General features: G+C 69.7%; 15 protein-coding genes. 2 read left to right on the top strand and 13 right to left on the bottom strand.

Features of this window, described 5'->3' with window-relative positions; genetic code table 11:
• The first annotated feature begins 65 nt into the window (after positions 1-65).
• On the top strand, positions 66-551 hold the full coding sequence (locus GDR74_RS01225) for a BA14K family protein (RefSeq protein ID WP_152584595.1): 486 nt from the start codon (positions 66-68) through the stop codon (positions 549-551).
• Positions 552-622: 71 nt separating this feature from the next.
• On the opposite strand, the gene GDR74_RS01220 is transcribed toward GDR74_RS01225, so the two are convergent.
• From GDR74_RS01220 to rpsO, 5 genes are all read right to left on the bottom strand, one after another.
• On the bottom strand, positions 623-973 hold the full coding sequence (locus GDR74_RS01220; RefSeq protein ID WP_152584594.1) for a RidA family protein: 351 nt from the start codon (positions 971-973) through the stop codon (positions 623-625).
• Between the two features lie 78 nt (positions 974-1,051).
• Positions 1,052-1,672 carry a pyridoxamine 5'-phosphate oxidase family protein gene (locus tag GDR74_RS01215; RefSeq protein ID WP_152584593.1) on the bottom strand — a complete coding sequence of 207 codons (621 nt, stop codon included), beginning with the start codon at positions 1,670-1,672 and terminating at the stop codon, positions 1,052-1,054.
• An 84-nt stretch (positions 1,673-1,756) separates the two neighbouring features.
• Complete coding sequence (gene mbfA / locus GDR74_RS01210) at positions 1,757-2,740, bottom strand: iron exporter MbfA (protein WP_152584592.1); 984 nt, start codon at positions 2,738-2,740, stop codon at positions 1,757-1,759.
• A gap of 142 nt (positions 2,741-2,882) precedes the next feature.
• Positions 2,883-5,063 (bottom strand): polyribonucleotide nucleotidyltransferase, encoded by a 2,181-nt coding sequence (pnp, locus tag GDR74_RS01205; protein ID WP_152584591.1) that lies wholly within the window; start codon positions 5,061-5,063, stop codon positions 2,883-2,885.
• A gap of 212 nt (positions 5,064-5,275) precedes the next feature.
• Positions 5,276-5,545, bottom strand: coding sequence for a 30S ribosomal protein S15 (gene rpsO / locus GDR74_RS01200; protein ID WP_152584590.1), 270 nt, complete (start codon positions 5,543-5,545; stop codon positions 5,276-5,278).
• Positions 5,546-5,908: 363 nt separating this feature from the next.
• Here rpsO and GDR74_RS01195 point away from each other — a divergent pair, with 363 nt between their 5' ends.
• Positions 5,909-6,445, top strand: coding sequence for a ferritin-like domain-containing protein (locus GDR74_RS01195; protein WP_152584589.1), 537 nt, complete (start codon positions 5,909-5,911; stop codon positions 6,443-6,445).
• 60 nt (positions 6,446-6,505) lie between these two features.
• Here GDR74_RS01195 and truB read toward each other — a convergent pair whose 3' ends face one another.
• From truB to metK, 8 genes are all read right to left on the bottom strand, one after another.
• Entirely contained in the window at positions 6,506-7,426 is a 921-nt protein-coding gene (gene truB, locus GDR74_RS01190) for a tRNA pseudouridine(55) synthase TruB (protein WP_152584588.1), read from the bottom strand.
• Positions 7,427-7,431: 5 nt separating this feature from the next.
• A complete protein-coding gene (gene rbfA, locus GDR74_RS01185; RefSeq protein WP_152584587.1) occupies positions 7,432-7,857 on the bottom strand; it encodes a 30S ribosome-binding factor RbfA in 426 nt (141 codons plus the stop codon).
• Between the two features lie 100 nt (positions 7,858-7,957).
• Positions 7,958-10,786 (bottom strand): translation initiation factor IF-2, encoded by a 2,829-nt coding sequence (gene infB, locus GDR74_RS01180; RefSeq protein WP_152584586.1) that lies wholly within the window; start codon positions 10,784-10,786, stop codon positions 7,958-7,960.
• 5 nt (positions 10,787-10,791) lie between these two features.
• A complete protein-coding gene (locus GDR74_RS01175; RefSeq protein ID WP_152584585.1) occupies positions 10,792-11,475 on the bottom strand; it encodes an RNA-binding protein in 684 nt (227 codons plus the stop codon).
• A gap of 141 nt (positions 11,476-11,616) precedes the next feature.
• A complete protein-coding gene (gene nusA / locus GDR74_RS01170) occupies positions 11,617-13,236 on the bottom strand; it encodes a transcription termination factor NusA (RefSeq protein ID WP_152584584.1) in 1,620 nt (539 codons plus the stop codon).
• Positions 13,237-13,241: 5 nt separating this feature from the next.
• Positions 13,242-13,877 carry a ribosome maturation factor RimP gene (rimP, locus tag GDR74_RS01165; RefSeq protein WP_152584583.1) on the bottom strand — a complete coding sequence of 212 codons (636 nt, stop codon included), beginning with the start codon at positions 13,875-13,877 and terminating at the stop codon, positions 13,242-13,244.
• 193 nt (positions 13,878-14,070) lie between these two features.
• Positions 14,071-14,751: a tRNA (guanine(46)-N(7))-methyltransferase TrmB gene (trmB, locus tag GDR74_RS01160; protein WP_152584582.1), complete on the bottom strand. Its 681-nt coding sequence runs from the start codon at positions 14,749-14,751 to the stop codon at positions 14,071-14,073.
• 5 nt (positions 14,752-14,756) lie between these two features.
• Positions 14,757-15,935: a methionine adenosyltransferase gene (gene metK, locus GDR74_RS01155; RefSeq protein ID WP_152584581.1), complete on the bottom strand. Its 1,179-nt coding sequence runs from the start codon at positions 15,933-15,935 to the stop codon at positions 14,757-14,759.
• Positions 15,936-16,024 lie beyond the last annotated feature (89 nt).

The raw sequence follows: 16,024 nt of genomic DNA, 5'->3' as shown, positions 1-16,024 counted from the left end.
TCTTCCTGGAAATTTCGGAACGTCTTCTGTCGAAGGACGTTCGTCAGGCCAGGAAGGAGTTTGCCATGCGTCATCTCTACTTGGCTCTTGCCACGACACTGGCCACGACACTGACTCTTGGAACCGCGGCCGTTCCGGCCTCCGCGTCGGAGATCCCGTCGCCTGCGGAGCGGGTCGCGGCGCCGCGCGCCGCCATCGAGAACGCCCTGGAGAAGGGCGAGGTGCAGGCGGCCTATGCGCAGTGGCGCGGCCGCTATTACGGCCACCGCGGCTGGTACGGGCGTCACGGCTGGTACGGTCCGCGCTACGGCTACTATTACGGGCGTCCCTATTACCGGCGCGACTACGGCGCGGCGGCAGCGGCCGGAGCCATCGGCCTCGCCACCGGCGCGATCATCGGCGGCGCGCTGGCGCAGCAGCAGCAGGCGGCCCCCGTCTATGCCGCGCCGGGCAACGGCGCGGTGGCCTACTGCGCCCAGCGCTTCAAGTCCTACGACCCCGCCTCCGGCACCTATCTGGGCTACGACGGGCGGCGGCATCCATGCCCGTAGGCACGGCCGCGATGGCATGAAAAAAGCGGGCCTTCCGGGCCCGCTTTCCGTTTGTGCGAGGAGCGGCGGTCCTACTTCGCCGCGATGACGGCGATCTCGACCTTGAACTGCGGCGCGGCGAGCTTCGCCTCCACGGTGGCGCGGGCCGGGGCGTTGCCGGGAGCGACCCAGGCGTCCCACACGCCGTTCATCTCCTGGAAGGTCGCCATGTCGGTGAGCCAGATGTTCGCCATCAGCAGCTTCGACTTGTCGGTGCCGGCCTGCTTCAGCAGGTCGTCGATCTTCGCAAGGATCTCCTTGGTCTGCTCGGCGACGCTCTGGCCGGCGGTCTTCTCCGCGACCTGACCGGCGAGGTACACGGTGTTGCCGTGGACGACGGCGCCGCTCATGCGCGGGCCCGGATTGATGCGTTGGATCGTCATGGATGGTCCTTCGGAAGAAAACGGGGAACGGAGACCCGCTTTTTCGGAGGCCGGCCGGCGAAGGTCAAGGTTGAAGGCTCAATAAAGCGTCGCCTTCACCCGCTCCGGCAGGGCCTTGTCGTAAGATTCGCCTCCCGCCCGGCCGTCGCTGAGCGCCGCCAGGATCTCGCCGGCGCTCGGCAGGGCGTGGCGGGGGAGGCGCTTGTCCGGGTTCCACAAATCCGCCCGCGCCACGGCCCGCGCGCACTGGAAGAACACGGCGTCGACCGTGATGCCGATCACCGTCCTCGGCGCCCTGCCGTCGACGGCGAAGCTCTCGCACAGGGCGGGATCGGCGGAGATCGCCGCGCGGCCGTTGACGCGCAGGGTCTCGCCGACGCCGGGAATCAGGAAGAGCAGGGCGACGCGCGGATCGTGCAGGATGTTGCGCAGGGAATCGATGCGGTTGTTGCCGCGCCGGTCGGGCAGGAGCAGCATCGTCTCGTCCACCACCCGCACGAAACCCGGCCCGTCGCCGCGGGGCGAGCAGTCGAGCCCGTCCGGGCCCGCCGTCGCCAGCACCGCGAAGGGCGAGGCCTCGATGAGCGCGCGATAGACCGGCACGATCCGGTCCGTCTCCTTGAGGCGGGAGGCCTCGCCGACTTCGCCGTAGAGGGACTCGAGCCCCGCGAGGGTGGTGACGAGGTGGGAATCGGCCATGTCTGCCCCTTTGCCGCGCGTGTGCCGCCTGGCGCTTCGTAGCGCCGGACCGGCAGCCGGTTCAAGCGGTTGCGGATCCGTGGCCTATGCGTTCCCGATCAGCACGCCCGCCGCGAAGACCAGGGCGCCGCCGAGCACCACCTGGAAGGCCGCGCGCATGAAGGGCGTCTCCATGTAGCGGTTCTGGATGAAGGCGATGGCCCAGAGTTCCATGAAGACGATGGCCGCGGCGATGAGGGTCGCGGTCCAGAAATGCGGGATGAGGTAGGGCAGGGCGTGGCCCAGGCCGCCGATGGCGGTCATGATGCCGGAGGCGAGGCCCCGCTTGACCGGCGAGCCTCGGCCCGAGAGCCTGCCGTCGTCGTGGGCGGCTTCCGTGAAGCCCATGGAGATGCCCGCGCCCACCGAGGCCGACAGCCCGACGAGGAAGGTCTGCCAGGTGTCCTGCGTGGCGAAGGCCGCCGCGAAGATCGGCGCGAGGGTCGAGACCGAGCCGTCCATGAGGCCCGCGAGGCCCGGCTGCACGAAGGTGAGGATGAACTTGCGGCGCTCCGTCTCGGCCTCCTCCTCCTTCACCGATTCCGGCGTGTGGGCGAGGCCGAGCCGGCGGGCGAGGGATTCGTGCGCCACCTCCGCCGCCGCGAGGTCGCCGAGGAGCTTGCGCGTGGAGGCGTCCGTGGTGCGCTTGGCGGCCTCCACGTAGAAGCGGTGGGCCTGGGCCTCCATGTCCTCCGCGGCGCCGCGCACCTTCTCGATGCCCAGCGGCCGCACCAGCCAGTCGGGCTTCCGCTCGTAATAGCCGCGCACGTGCTCCCGGCGGATTAGGGGAATCGTCTCGCCGAAGCGCCTGCGGTGCATCTCGATGAGGGCCGCGCGATGGGCGTCCTCCTCCGCGGCCATCTCCTCGAAGACCTTGGCCGATTGCGGATAATCCTCCCGCAGTCCCTCGGCATAGGACCGGTAGATCCGCGCATCGTCCTCCTCCGACGAGATGGCGAGCGCCAGGATCTCCTGCTCGGAGAGCGAATCGAACGGGCGGCGGCCGAAGGAGAAGACGCGGGCGAGCATGGGAGAGCCTTGTTTAGAAGAGTTCTAAATAAAGGCTGCCCGCCGCAGCGTCAATCCGGCGGACGAGCCTCCGCTTCGGGACATGAAAAAGGCGCGGCCGGGACCGCGCCTTTCGATTGTTTTCGGGTCGGGGCCGGAAGCCTCACTCGCCGGCGTTCGCAGCCTTCTGCTGGTCGCGCTGGGTGCGTTCCGCGTCCCTTTCGGCCTTCAGCTTCTCGGTGATGTCCTCGCCAGTCTCCTGGTCGACGACCTTCATGGAGAGGCGGACCTTGCCGCGCTCGTCGGTGCCGAGGAACTTCACCTTCACCTTGTCGCCCTCCTTCACCACGTCGGTGACCTTGGCGACGCGGTTCCGGGCGAGCTCCGAGATGTGCACGAGGCCGTCGCGGGAGCCGAAGAAGTTCACGAAGGCGCCGAACTCCATCACCTTCACCACCGTGCCCTCGTAGATCATGCCGACCTCCGGCTCCGCCACGATGGAGCGGATCCAGTTATAGGCCGCCTTGATCGACTTGGCGTCGGCGGAGGCGATCTTGATGAGGCCGTCGTCGTTGATGTCGATCTTGGCGCCGGTCTTCTCCACGATCTCGCGGATGACCTTGCCGCCGGAGCCGATGACCTCGCGGATCTTGTCGACCGGGATCTGCATGGTCTCGATGCGCGGGGCATGCTCGCCGAGCTCGGCGCGCGGCGCGGTGAGCGCCTTGTTCATCTCGCCCAGGATGTGCGCGCGGCCTTCCTTCGCCTGGTCGAGCGCGACGCGCATGATCTCCTCGGTGATGCCGGCGATCTTGATGTCCATCTGGAGCGAGGTGATGCCCTGCTCCGTGCCGGCCACCTTGAAGTCCATGTCGCCGAGGTGGTCCTCGTCGCCGAGGATGTCGGAGAGCACCGCGTAGCGCTCGCCCTCGAGGATGAGGCCCATGGCGATGCCCGCCACGGGGCGGCGCAGGGGCACGCCCGCGTCCATGAGCGCGAGCGACGAGCCGCAGACGGTCGCCATGGAGGAGGAGCCGTTCGACTCCGTGATCTCCGACACGACGCGGATCGTGTAGGGGAACTCGTGGGAGGGCGGCAGCATCGGGTGGATGGCGCGCCAGGCGAGCTTGCCGTGGCCGATCTCGCGGCGGCCGGGCGAGCCCATGCGGCCCGTCTCGCCGACGGAGTAGGGCGGGAAGTTGTAGTGCAGCAGGAAGGTCTCCTTGCGGGTGCCTTCCAGCTCGTCCACGAACTGCTCGTCCTCGCCGGTGCCGAGCGTCGTCACCACGAGGGCCTGGGTCTCGCCGCGGGTGAAGAGCGCCGAGCCGTGGGTGCGGGGCAGCACGCCCACCTCCGCCAGGATCGGGCGGACGGTGCGCACGTCGCGGCCGTCGATGCGCGTGCCCTCGTCGAGGATGTTCCAGCGCACGATCTTGGCCTGGACCTCCTTGAACACGGACTTGACCGTCTCGGGGTCGAACCGGGCCTCGCCCTCGGCCGGGCAGAGGGCGTCCATCACCTTGGCCTTCACCGCGTCGACGGCGGCATAGCGGTCCTGCTTGCGGGTGATCTTGTAGGCCTCGCGCAGGTCCTTCTCGGCGATCTCGAGAACCGCCTTCTCCACCTCCGACAGGTCGGCGGGCTGGAAGTCGCGGGGCTCCTTCGCGGCCTTCTCGGCGAGGCGGATGATCGCCTCGATGACCGGCTGGAAGTGCTTGTGGCCGAACATCACCGCGCCGAGCATCACGTCCTCGGGCAGCTCCTTCGCCTCGGATTCCACCATCAGCACCGCTTCCGAGGTGCCGGCGACCACGAGGTCGAGGGCCGACTGCTCCATCTCCTGGAGCGGCGGGTTCAGCTTGTACTGGCCGCCGATGTAGCCGACGCGGGCGGCGCCCACCGGGCCCATGAACGGCACGCCCGACAGGGTCAGGGCCGCGGAGGCGGCGACCATGGCGACGATGTCCGGGTCGTTCTCGAGATCGTGCGAGAGCACGGTCACGACCACCTGCGTATCGTTGCGGTAGCCCTCGACGAAGAGGGGGCGGATCGGGCGGTCGATGAGGCGGGAGACCAGGGTCTCCTTCTCGGTGGGACGGCCCTCGCGCTTGAAGTAGCCGCCGGGGATGCGGCCCGCGGCGTAGGTGCGCTCCTGGTAGTTCACCGTGAGCGGGAAGAAGTCGACGCCGGCCTTCGGCTCCTTGGCCGAGACGACGGTGGCGAGCACGGTGGTCTCGCCGTAGGAGGCGACGACGGCGCCGTCCGCCTGGCGGGCCATCTTGCCCGTTTCGAGAACGAGCTTGCGCCCGGCCCAGATCAGTTCTTCGCGTTGAACGTCAAACATGGATTGGTCTTTCATGACACGGCGGGGGCTCGATGCCATGAGCAAGACGGCAAGGGGCTCCGCGGCCGGTCGTCGTGCCGCCTCGAAGCCCCTTGCGATCCTGCCATGGCCATCGCGTCGCCCGCCTCTTGATCGAAGGCGCAGGGCCCGCGGCCGTCTGCGCCAAGAGGCCGTCCGGAGCCGGGCTCCGGACGGAAATGTCCCGAGTGAGCTTAACGGCGGATGCCGAGCTTCTCGATGACGGTCTTGTAGCGGCCCTCTTCCTTCTTCTTCAGGTAGTCGAGAAGGGAGCGGCGCTGGGACACGAGCTTCAGGAGGCCGCGGCGGGAGTGGTTGTCCTTCGCGTGGGTCTTGAAGTGCTCGGTCAGGTTGTTGATCCGCTCGGTCAGGATGGCGATCTGCACCTCGGGGGAGCCGGTATCGCCGGCCTTTTGAGCGAATTCCTTGATCAGCGCGTTCTTGCGCTCAGCCGTGATCGACATCGTCAGTCCTTTCAGCTTGGCTTCTAGAGAGCGACCTCCCTCCGGGGAACGCCTGTTCCGGGGCAGCGGAGGTCCGTTTCGCCGGAGACGGCCGGGCCGGGATGTCGTCCAGCGCGGTCGGATCTCGAGGCGCATCACGCGGGCAGGGCCTGCGGGAAGTGGGGGCACCATACACGAAAACCGTGCGAGCGCCAGAAAAATCGTTTTTTCCAGGCCCTGCAAGGACCAGGCCCTGCAAGGATCTGACGCAGGGAAAGCGGCGGGCGCTGCCAACCCCCCGAGGGGAGGGCGGAACAAGTCGGACGCCCGGCCTGTTGGAGAGGCAAGCCGAAACCTCAAGCTCTCTTCCAAGGAGTCGCTTCCATGGCGTCCACCACCGCCGACCTCGCCTCGTCCGAAACCGTCCGCTCCATCTTCGTCACCGGCCTCCAGAACGCCCACGCCCTCGAGAAGGAGGCGGTCCAGCTCATGAGCCGGCAGCTGGAGCGTCTGGAGAACTATCCCGAGATGTCGGACATCCTGCGCCGCCACATGCAGGAGACCGAGCAGCAGATCCGCCGCCTCGACGAGATGCTGCACACCTTCGGCGAGGACCGCTCGCTCCTGAAGGACGTGGCCACCCAGTTCATGGCGAATCTCGCCGCCGCCGGGCACATGCCCATGGCCGACGAGATCCTGAAGAACACCTTCGCCAACCACGCCTTCGAGAACTTCGAGATCGCCGCCTACATGTCCCTGATCGCCATGGCCGAGGCGAGCGGCTACGGCCGCTTCGTCCCGGCCCTGCAGGAGACCCTGCGCGAGGAGCAGAACGCCGCCCAGGCGATCCGCGACCAGATCGAGCCGATCACCCGCAAGTACCTGATGCGCGAGGCCCAGGGGCTGAAGGCGGACCGGTGACCGTGCGGCTTGCCCGCCTCGTTCCGGGCCCGCCCGAGGCGCTCGGGAGCGAGGCGCGTCTCAGGCTCCCAGGTTGAACACCCGGTGCGGCACCAGTTCGCCGCGCTCCACGTCGCCCACGGCGACGAGGACGCCGCTGCAGGTGGCGTAGACCTTGCCGGAGACGGGCGCCTCCCGGCCGCGCAGGATGATCGACTGGCCGCGCATGAGGCGGCCCGCCATGTCGCGGCTCACCGGCACGGCGGGAATCTCGCTGAGCGCCGCCTCCACGGGCCGCAGGGCGGCCGGGTCGGTCGTCATCCCGTCCACCGTCACCGCGTCGGCCTCGGTGAAGGGGCCGACCCGCGTGCGCCGCAGGGCGGCGATGTGGCCGAGGCAGCCGAGGGCCCGGCCGAGGTCGCGGGCGATGGCCCGCACATAGGTGCCCTTGCCGCAATCCGCCTCCAGGACCGAGCGGTTGCCCTCGTGGTGGACGAGGGCGAGGCGGTCGATCTCGACCCGGCGCGGCTGCAGCTCCACCGCCTCGCCGTCGCGGGCGAGGTCGTAGGCGCGCTCGCCCTGGATCTTGATGGCGGAGAAACGCGGCGGCACCTGCTCGATGGAGCCCGTGAAGCGGGGCAGCAGGGCCTCGACGGCGGCGGCGTCCGGCACCCTGTCGGTGCGGGCGACGATCTCGCCTTCCGAGTCGTCCGTGTCGGTCTCCGCGCCCCAGGCGACGGTGAACACGTAGGACTTGCGCCCGTCCATCACGAAGGGAACGGTCTTGGTGGCCTCCCCCAGCGCGATCGGCAGGATGCCGGAGGCGAGCGGGTCGAGGGTGCCGGCGTGGCCCGCCTTCTTGGCGGAGAGGCTGCGCTTGACCACCGCGACGGCGTGGGTCGAGGTCATGCCCACGCCCTTGTCCAGAATGATCCAGCCATTGACGTCGCGCTTCTTCGGGCGGTCGCCTTGGGGTCGCCGCTGCGGTCGTTCTTCGGTCATGAATGTCACTCGTCGTTGTCGTCGGCTGCGTCGTCGGCGGGTCTGGCCGTGTCGCGCGTCACCTTCTCGGAGCGCAGCAGCGCGTCGATCCGCGCGGCCTCGTCGAAGCTCTCGTCGCGGCGGAAGCGCAGGTCCGGGGCGAACTTCAGGTTGACGCGGTGGGCGACCTCCTGGCGCAGGACCTTCTTGTTCCGCTCCAGGGCCTTCAGCACCGCGTCCTCGTCCTTGCCGCCGAGCGGCATCACGTAGGCGGTGGCGAGCTTCAGGTCCGGCGACATGCGCACCTCGGGGATGGTGATGACGTTCCTCGTCAGCACCTCGTCCTGCAGGTCGCCGCGGGAAAGGACCTCCGCGAGCGCGTGGCGCACGAGCTCGGCGACGCGCTGCTGGCGCTGGGAAGGTCCGGCGGTCTGTTCGAAGCGTTTTGCCATTTTCAAGCCTCCGGGATTGGACCGGATCGTTCAAAAGAGCGCATGGCCGGGACGGGCCCGGCCATGGCGCTTGCGTTTTTCGGGCGGCGGAGAAGCGGCCTTACAGCGTCCGCTTCACCTCTTCCACGCGGTAGCACTCGATCACGTCGCCGACGCGCATGTCCTGGTAGTTCTCGAAGGCCATGCCGCAATCCTGGCCGGCCGTGACCTCGCGGGCATCGTCCTTGAAGCGCTTGAGCTGGGACAGCTTGCCTTCGTGGATGACCACGTTGTCGCGGATGAGGCGGACATGGGCGCCGCGCTGGACCACGCCGTCGAGGACGCGGCAGCCGGCGACCTTGCCGACCTTGGACACGTTGAACACCTCGAGGATCTGCGCCTCGCCGAGCCGCTCCTCGCGGAGCGTCGGGGCGAGCAGGCCCGACATCGCCGCCTTCACGTCATCCACGAGGTCGTAGATGATGTTGTAGTAGCGGATCTCGACCCCGGTCCGCTCGGCCGCCTCGCGCGCCTCCTTGTGGGCGCGCACGTTGAAGCCGAGGATGATGGCGCCGGAGGCCTCCGCCAGGGTGACGTCCGATTCCGAGATGCCGCCGACGCCGGCCTGGACCACGCGGGCTCCCACCTCTTCGGTGCCGAGCTTCTCCAGGGCGCCGACGATGGCTTCCGCCGAGCCCTGCACGTCCGCGCGCACCACGAGCGGGAATTCCTTGCGGCCCGCTCCGGCCTTCAGGTCGCGCATCATGTCGGCCAGCGTCCGGCCGGCCGCGCCCATGCGGGCCGCCTGCCGTTCGCGCTTCTGGCGGGCGCGGTACTCGGTGATCTCGCGGGCGCGGGCTTCCGATTCCACCACCGCGACGCGGTCGCCCGCCTCCGGCGTGCCGTTGAAGCCGAGGACCTCCACGGGAACCGAGGGGCCCGCCTCCTTCACGGTGCTGCCCAGGTCGTTGATGAGCGCGCGCACGCGGCCCCACTCGGCGCCCGCCACCACGATGTCGCCCGTGCGCAGGGTGCCGCGCTGGACGAGGACCGTGGCCACGGGGCCCCGGCCGCGGTCGAGCTTGGCCTCGATGACCGTGCCTTCCGCGGAGCGGTCGGGATTGGCCCTGAGCTCGAGGATCTCCGCCTGGAGCTGGAGGCCTTCGAGCAGGGAGTCGAGCCCCTGGCCGGTCTTGGCCGAGACCTCGAACTCGAGGGTGTCGCCGCCCATGGATTCCACCACGACCTCGTGGCTGAGGAGCTCGGTGCGGACCCGCTGGGGATTGGCCTCGGGCTTGTCGATCTTGTTGATCGCCACGATGAGCGGCACCCCCGCCGCCTTGGCGTGGGCGATGGCCTCGATCGTCTGCGGCATGACGCCGTCGTCGGCGGCCACCACCAGCACCACGATGTCCGTCACCTTGGCGCCGCGGGCGCGCATGGCGGTGAAGGCCGCGTGGCCGGGGGTGTCGATGAAGGTGATCTTGCCGCCGAGGGGCGAGGTCACCTGGTAGGCGCCGATGTGCTGCGTGATGCCGCCGGCCTCGCCGGAGACCACATTGGTCTTGCGGATCGCGTCGAGCAGCGAGGTCTTGCCGTGGTCGACGTGGCCCATGATGGTCACGACCGGCGGACGCGGCTGCAGGTTCTCGTCCACGTCCGGCGTGTCGAACAGGCCCTCCTCGACGTCCGACTCGGCGACGCGCTTCACCGTGTGGCCGAGCTCCTCCGCCACGAGCTGGGCGGTGTCCGCGTCGATCACGTCGGTGATCTTGTGCATCTGTCCCTGCTTCATCAGGAACTTGATCACGTCCACGGCGCGCTCCGACATGCGGTTGGCGAGCTCCTGGATGGTGATCGTCTCCGGGATCGTGACCTCGCGGGCGATCTTCTCCTTCTGCTCGACCGGGCGGTGGCCGGTGAGGCGCTGGTTGCGGCGGCGGAAGGACGCGACGGAGCGGGTCCGCTCCTCGTCGCCGGCGAGGGCGTTCGTCAGGGTCAGGCGGCCGCGGCGCTTCTCCTCGCCGGGGGCGGCCTTCGGGGCCTTGGGCAGGGCGGCGGGCTTCGCCGCGGCACCGGGACGCCGCGCGGCGCGCGGATTGTCCTCGTCGTCGATCTCGACGGCGCGGGCCGCCACGGGCGGAGCCGTGCGGGCGTTGGGCTTGGCCGCGGTGGGCTCCGGAATGGCCGGGGCGGCCGGGCGGGCCATGTGGTTGAGGCTCGGCGGCCGGCGGCCGTCGTTGCCGCCGGGGCGCGGTCCGCCGAAACCGGGACGCGGGCCGGCGCCGGCCGGACGCGGACCGGAACGGTCGCCCGTGCGCTCGCCGGCGGGACGGGGCCCGGCGCCGGGACCGCGGCCTGCGGGGGCGGGCGCGGCGGCCTGGCGGGCAGGAGCGGGCTCCTCGCCGAGACGGCGGCGGGCCTCCTCCTCGGCGCGGCGCTTGCGCTCGTCCTCCTGGCGGCGGCGCTCGTCCTCCTCGCGCTTGCGGGCCTCGGCGGCCTCGCGCTCGCGGGCCTCGGCGGCCTCGCGCTCGGCGCGGCGGCGGGCTTCCTCCTCCTGGCGCTTGCGGTCCTCCTCCTCGCGGCGGCGGGCGTCGGCCAGCGCCATGGCGCGGGCGTCGCGCTCCTGCTCCGAGAGGGTGCGCAGCACCACTCCCGACCGCGGCGCGTTGGCGGCGGGCGCTCCCGGGCGCTGCCCGCGGCCCTGCTGCGGCTGGGCCGGCTTCGGCTGGGCCGGGGCCGGCGCGGCCGGAGGCGGGGCCGCCTTGGTCTGTTCAGGCGCTCCGCCGGGGCCGACGGGGCGACGCTTCACCGTCTCGACCACGACCGCCTTGGAGCGGCCATGGGAGAAGCTCTGGCGCACCACGCCCTGCTCGACGGGTCGCTTCAGTGAAAGCGTCTTGGACGACACGTGGAGTGTCTTGTCGCCCGGATTCTTCGTATCGCTCATTCCGCTCAATATCCTGCGGGTTTCAAAATCGTGGGTTCGCCGGTCTCGAGATCGAGGCCAGCCTGATCGGCATCGAGGCCGCAATAGGTGCGGTAACGATGCCAGCGGTTCAGAAAGCCGTCGCTCCCAGCGCCCGCGACGAGGGCAGCATGTATCACATGTGACCGGCCTAATGCCAAATCCAATTCGTCATTCGACAATACTTGGACGACCGGAAAGCTAGATATTGCGTCGCCGAGGCGTTTTCGCAACTGGTTTGCGATCTTTCTTCGCCCATCTTCGGCCGCTTCTGCGGCATGAATAAGGGCGGCGAGGGGCTTTTCCGCGATGGCCGCCTCCACCTTGTGGAACCCGGTGACCACCGCCCCCGCCTTGTTGGCGAGGGACAGGCTCTGGCGCAGGTCGGTCCGCAAAGCCTCCCGGATGTCGCCGGGCAGGCTCTCCGGGACCTTCACCTCCGCCTTGAAGGCGCGGGCGAAGAGGCGGCGCCTGACCGCCTCCTCCACCAGGTCCTGCCGGGCGCCGACCCACACGCCCCGCCCCGGCAGCCTGTGCCTGAGGTCGGGCACGACCTCCCGGTCGGGCCCCAGGACGAAGCGGATCAGCTCCGCCGGGGGGCGAACCGCCCGGGTGACGATGCAGGTGCGCTCCGGTTCATGCCGCGGCACGGGGTGTAACCTCGCTCGCATCGGACCCAAAAGTGGGGAGTCCACCTTTGGGATCCATTCGATGCTCCCTTTCCAGAACTGCGCATCGTCCGGAGCGGAAAACCGGGTCCGCCTTTCGCCAGCGCGGCCCGCTGGGTCCGCACGATGCGCTCGCCATGGCCGTCAGGAGGGCTGGGCCTCGGTTTCGGCCTCGTCCGCCGACCCCTCGGTTTCCGCCGTCTCCGCGGGCGCCTCGATCCAGCCGGCCTTCACGCGGGCGGCCATGATCATGGCCTCCGCCTCGGCGCGGGACAGGTCGAAGCCGTCGAGCGCCCCGGCATAGCGGGTGGCGTCCTGGCCGCGGCCCTCCGTCCAGCCCACGAGGTCGTCGGTGGCGCAGCCGGCCAGGTCCTCGACCGTCTTGATGTCGTTCTCGCCCAGCGCCACGAGCATGGCCGTGGTGACGCCCTCGATCTCCTTCAGGTCGTCCGAGACGCCGAGCTCCTTGCGGCGGGCCTCGTTCTCCGCCTCGATGCGGGCGAGGTAGTCGCGGGCGCGGCTCTGGATCTCGCTCGCGGTGTCCTCGTCGAAGCCCTCGATGGAGGCGACTTCGGACGGATCGACATAGGCGATCTCCTCGACCGAGCGGAAGCCCTCCGAGGCGAGGAGCTGGCCCACCACCTCGTCCACGTCGAGGGCGTTCATGAACAGCTCGGTCCGCTCCGCGAACTCCTTCTGGCGGCGCTCCGATTCCTCGGCCTCGGTGAGGATGTCGATGTCCCAGCCGGTGAGCTGCGAGGCGAGGCGCACGTTCTGGCCGCGGCGGCCGATGGCGAGGGAGAGCTGGTCGTCGGGCACCACCACCTCGATGCGGTCGGCCTCCTCGTCGAGCACCACCTTGACCACTTCCGCCGGCTGGAGCGCGTTGACGATGAAGGTCGCCTGGTCGGGCGACCAGGGAATGATGTCGATCTTCTCGCCCTGGAGCTCGCCGACCACCGCCTGGACGCGGGAGCCGCGCATGCCGACGCAGGCGCCGACCGGGTCGATGGAGGAGTCGCGGGAGGTCACGGCGATCTTGGCGCGGGAGCCCGGATCGCGGGCGACCGCCTGCACCGAGACGATGCCGTCGTAGATCTCCGGCACCTCCTGCGCGAAGAGCTTCGCCATGAACTGCGGATGGGTGCGCGAGAGGAAGATCTGCGGCCCGCGCGCCTCGCGGCGCACGTCGAACAGGTAGGCACGGATGCGGTCGCCGGGGCGGAAGGTCTCGCGGGGGATCAGCTCGTCGCGGCGCACGATGGCCTCGCCCCGGCCGAGGTCGACGATCACGTTGCCGTACTCGACCCGCTTGACGACGCCGTTCACCACCTCGCCGATGCGGTCCTTGTATTCCTGGTACTGGCGGTCGCGCTCGGCGTCGCGCACCTTCTGCACGATCACCTGCTTGGCCGACTGCGCCGCGATGCGGCCGAAATCGAAGGGCGGCAGGGTCTCGGCGATGGTGTCGCCCACCTGCGCCGCCGGGTTGTGGCGGCTGCGGGCCTCGGAGAGGGTGATCTCGCGGGAATCGTTCTCGAGCGCGCCGTCGTCGACCACCAGGAGGTGGCGGGACAGGCGCAGCTCGCCGGTCTTGGGGTTGATCTCCGCGTGGATGTCGGTCTCGGCGCCGTAGCGGGAGCGCGCGGCCTTCGCGATGGCGTCCGCCATGGCGTCCAGCACGATCTGCTTGTCGATCACCTTCTCGCGCGCGACCGCATCGGCGATCTGCAAGAGCTCAAGCCTGTTGGCGCTGACTGCCATCGAGGTCACTCCTTCTTCGTCTTCTTCTGCGGGCCGCGCGGACGAGGCGCCGGCTCCGCCTGTGAATCGTGTTCGTCCTCTCCGGCGCCCTCCGCCGGCGGCGCCGAGCCCCGGCGCAGGGATTCGCGGATCAGTTCGTCGGTCAGGACGAGGTGGGCCTCGCCGAGATCCGCCAGGGGCAGATGCACGGTGCGCTCCTCGCCCTCCTTCACGTCCGGCAGCTCGACCGCGACGGTTCCGTCGCCGACGCCCCGGAGGATGCCTCGGAAGCGCTTGCGGCCGTTGAGGGGGACGGCCAGCTCGATCTTCGCCTCGTGGCCGGTCCACCGCTCGAAGTCGCTCACGCGCACCAGGGGGCGGTCGATCCCGGGGGAGGAGATTTCGAGATAATACTCCCGATCGATCGGATCTTCGAGGTCGAGAACCGGCGAAAGGGCCCGGCTCACCGCCTCGCATTCATCGACCGACATGGTGCCGTCCGGCCGTTCCGCCATGATCTGCACCGTGCAGCCGTTGGTGCCGGTCACGCGGACCCGCACCAGGTTGAAGCCCAGGTCCTCGATCACCGGCTCGACGATGGCCGCGACGCGGGCGGCCACGCCGGATTCCGTCACCAGACGCTTGTCGCGATCGTTCGCCATGGGCTGCGTGCCATCTCTCAAAGGTTCCTGCGCTCCGGCCGCGGCAATAAAAAAGAGCGGACCCGGCGGGGCCCACTCTCGAACGGCAGTTCACACTGCAACCGGAGCTGACATCAGGGATATAGCGATTCCGCGCCCGAAAGACAAGAAGGCCGTCGCTGCGGCGTTTCCCGCGTCCCGGGACGACGATCCGTCACACCCGCACGATGCGCAGATAGCTCGGCACGCGGCCTTCGCGGATCGCCTTGGCCTCGTAGCGGGTGCCGGGCCAGCCCTCGTAAGGCTTCCGCCAGTCGTCCGGGCGCTCGGCGATCCAGCGGAAGTCGGGGGAGCGGAGCACGCGGGCCAGGACCCAGCCCACATAGTTGTCGATGTCGCTGGCGAAGCGCAGCTCCGCGCCCGGCTTCATGACGCGGGCGAGCGCCTTCAGGGTCTCGTCGGAGACGAGCCGGCGCTTGCGCTGCCGGCGCTTGGGCCACGGATCGGGATAGAGGATGTAGACCCGGTCGAGGCAGGCCTCGGGCAGCTGGGGCAGGAGGTCGGTCACGTCCTCGTCCCAGACGCGGACGTTGTCGAGCTTCTCCTGGTCGACCGCGGCGAGGAGCTTCGCCATGCCGTTCACGAACGGCTCGCAGCCGATGACGTTCACGTCCCGGTGGGCGCGGGCCTGGGCGGCGAGGTGCTCGCCGCCGCCGAAGCCGATCTCGAGCCAGGTCTCCCGTCCGGCGCGGGGGAACTGCGCGTCGGGCGCCGTCCTCGGGTCGACGCGCAGGGCGGGGAGGAGGGTGCGGATCAGGTCGTCCTGGCCGGCGCGCAGCCTCTTTCCCTTCCGGCGCCCGAAGAAGGCGCCGGCCCGTTCGGAGGCTTCGGTCATGGCGGTCAGGCGAGCGCCGCCTTGAGGGCGTCGGCGAGGTCGGTGCGCTCCCAGGAGAAGCCGCCCTCGCTGTCGGGCTTGCGGCCGAAATGGCCGTAGGCCGCGGTGCGGGCGTAGATCGGCCGGTTGAGGCCGAGATGCGTGCGGATGCCGCGGGGCGACAGGTCCATCGCGTCCATCAGGACGGTCTCGAGCCGGCCCTCGTCCACCCGGCCGGTCCCGTGCAGGTCCACGTAGATCGACAGGGGCTTGGCGACGCCGATGGCGTAGGAGAGCTGCAGGGTGCAGCGCTCGGCGAGGCCGGCCGCCACCACGTTCTTCGCGAGATAGCGCGCCGCGTAGGCGGCCGAGCGGTCCACCTTGGTCGGGTCCTTGCCGGAGAAGGCGCCGCCGCCGTGGGGCGCCGCGCCGCCGTAGGTGTCCACGATGATCTTGCGGCCGGTGAGGCCGCAGTCGCCGTCGGGCCCGCCGATCACGAACTTGCCGGTGGGGTTCACGTGCCACACGGTCTCGGGCGTGACCCAGCCGGCGGGCAAGGTCTTGCGGATGTAGGGCTCCACGATCTCGCGCACGTCGTCGGAGGTGAGCTTCTCGTCCAGGTGCTGGGTCGACAGCACGATCTGGGTCACGCCGACCGGCCTGCCGTTCTCGTAGCGCACGGTCACCTGGCTCTTGGCGTCGGGGCCGAGGACGGAGGCGCCGTTCGCCTTGGCCTTGCGGGCCTGGGTCAGGTCCTCGAGGATCTTGTGGGCATAGAAGATCGGCGCCGGCATGAGCTCGGGCGTCTCGTTGCAGGCATAGCCGAACATGATGCCCTGGTCGCCCGCGCCCTCGTCCTTGTTGCCGGAGGCGTCCACGCCCTGGGCGATGTGGGCCGACTGGGCATGGAGGTACACGGACACGTCCGCGTTCTTCCAGTGGAAGCCTTCCTGCTCGTAGCCGATGTCCTTGATCGCGTCCCGGGCGAGCTCGATCACCCGGTCCTTGGTGATCGATTCGGGGCCGCGCACCTCGCCGGCGATGACCACGCGGTTGGTGGTGGCGAGGGTCTCGCAGGCCACGCGGGCCTCGGGCTCGGCGGCGAGATAGGCGTCGACGACCGCGTCCGAGATCCGGTCGCAGACCTTGTCCGGATGGCCCTCGGAAACCGACTCGCTGGTGAACAGATAGCTTGACCGCCGCACGACGCTCGCCCCTTCAAAAAAACGAGAAATCACCGCCTACCGCCGTAGGCCTTTGAAGATGGTCATGCCGCAGAGCGTTGGAAAGGTCA

Source organism: Microvirga thermotolerans (assembly GCF_009363855.1).
Taxonomy (GTDB): Bacteria; Pseudomonadota; Alphaproteobacteria; order Rhizobiales; family Beijerinckiaceae; genus Microvirga; species Microvirga thermotolerans.
This window is presented reverse-complemented; position numbering and strand designations above follow the sequence as displayed.

Bases quoted from the DNA above. Each gene is read 5' to 3' on its own strand.
- GDR74_RS01225 (WP_152584595.1), top strand. From the start codon at position 66: ATGCGTCATCTCTACTTGGCTCTTGCCACGACACTGGCCACGACACTG.
- GDR74_RS01220 (WP_152584594.1), bottom strand. From the start codon at position 973: ATGACGATCCAACGCATCAATCCGGGCCCGCGCATGAGCGGCGCCGTC.
- GDR74_RS01215 (WP_152584593.1), bottom strand. From the start codon at position 1,672: ATGGCCGATTCCCACCTCGTCACCACCCTCGCGGGGCTCGAGTCCCTC.
- mbfA (WP_152584592.1), bottom strand. From the start codon at position 2,740: ATGCTCGCCCGCGTCTTCTCCTTCGGCCGCCGCCCGTTCGATTCGCTC.
- pnp (WP_152584591.1), bottom strand. From the start codon at position 5,063: ATGTTTGACGTTCAACGCGAAGAACTGATCTGGGCCGGGCGCAAGCTC.
- rpsO (WP_152584590.1), bottom strand. From the start codon at position 5,545: ATGTCGATCACGGCTGAGCGCAAGAACGCGCTGATCAAGGAATTCGCT.
- GDR74_RS01195 (WP_152584589.1), top strand. From the start codon at position 5,909: ATGGCGTCCACCACCGCCGACCTCGCCTCGTCCGAAACCGTCCGCTCC.
- truB (WP_152584588.1), bottom strand. From the start codon at position 7,426: ATGACCGAAGAACGACCGCAGCGGCGACCCCAAGGCGACCGCCCGAAG.
- rbfA (WP_152584587.1), bottom strand. From the start codon at position 7,857: ATGGCAAAACGCTTCGAACAGACCGCCGGACCTTCCCAGCGCCAGCAG.
- infB (WP_152584586.1), bottom strand. From the start codon at position 10,786: ATGAGCGATACGAAGAATCCGGGCGACAAGACACTCCACGTGTCGTCC.
- GDR74_RS01175 (WP_152584585.1), bottom strand. From the start codon at position 11,475: ATGCGAGCGAGGTTACACCCCGTGCCGCGGCATGAACCGGAGCGCACC.
- nusA (WP_152584584.1), bottom strand. From the start codon at position 13,236: ATGGCAGTCAGCGCCAACAGGCTTGAGCTCTTGCAGATCGCCGATGCG.
- rimP (WP_152584583.1), bottom strand. From the start codon at position 13,877: ATGGCGAACGATCGCGACAAGCGTCTGGTGACGGAATCCGGCGTGGCC.
- trmB (WP_152584582.1), bottom strand. From the start codon at position 14,751: ATGACCGAAGCCTCCGAACGGGCCGGCGCCTTCTTCGGGCGCCGGAAG.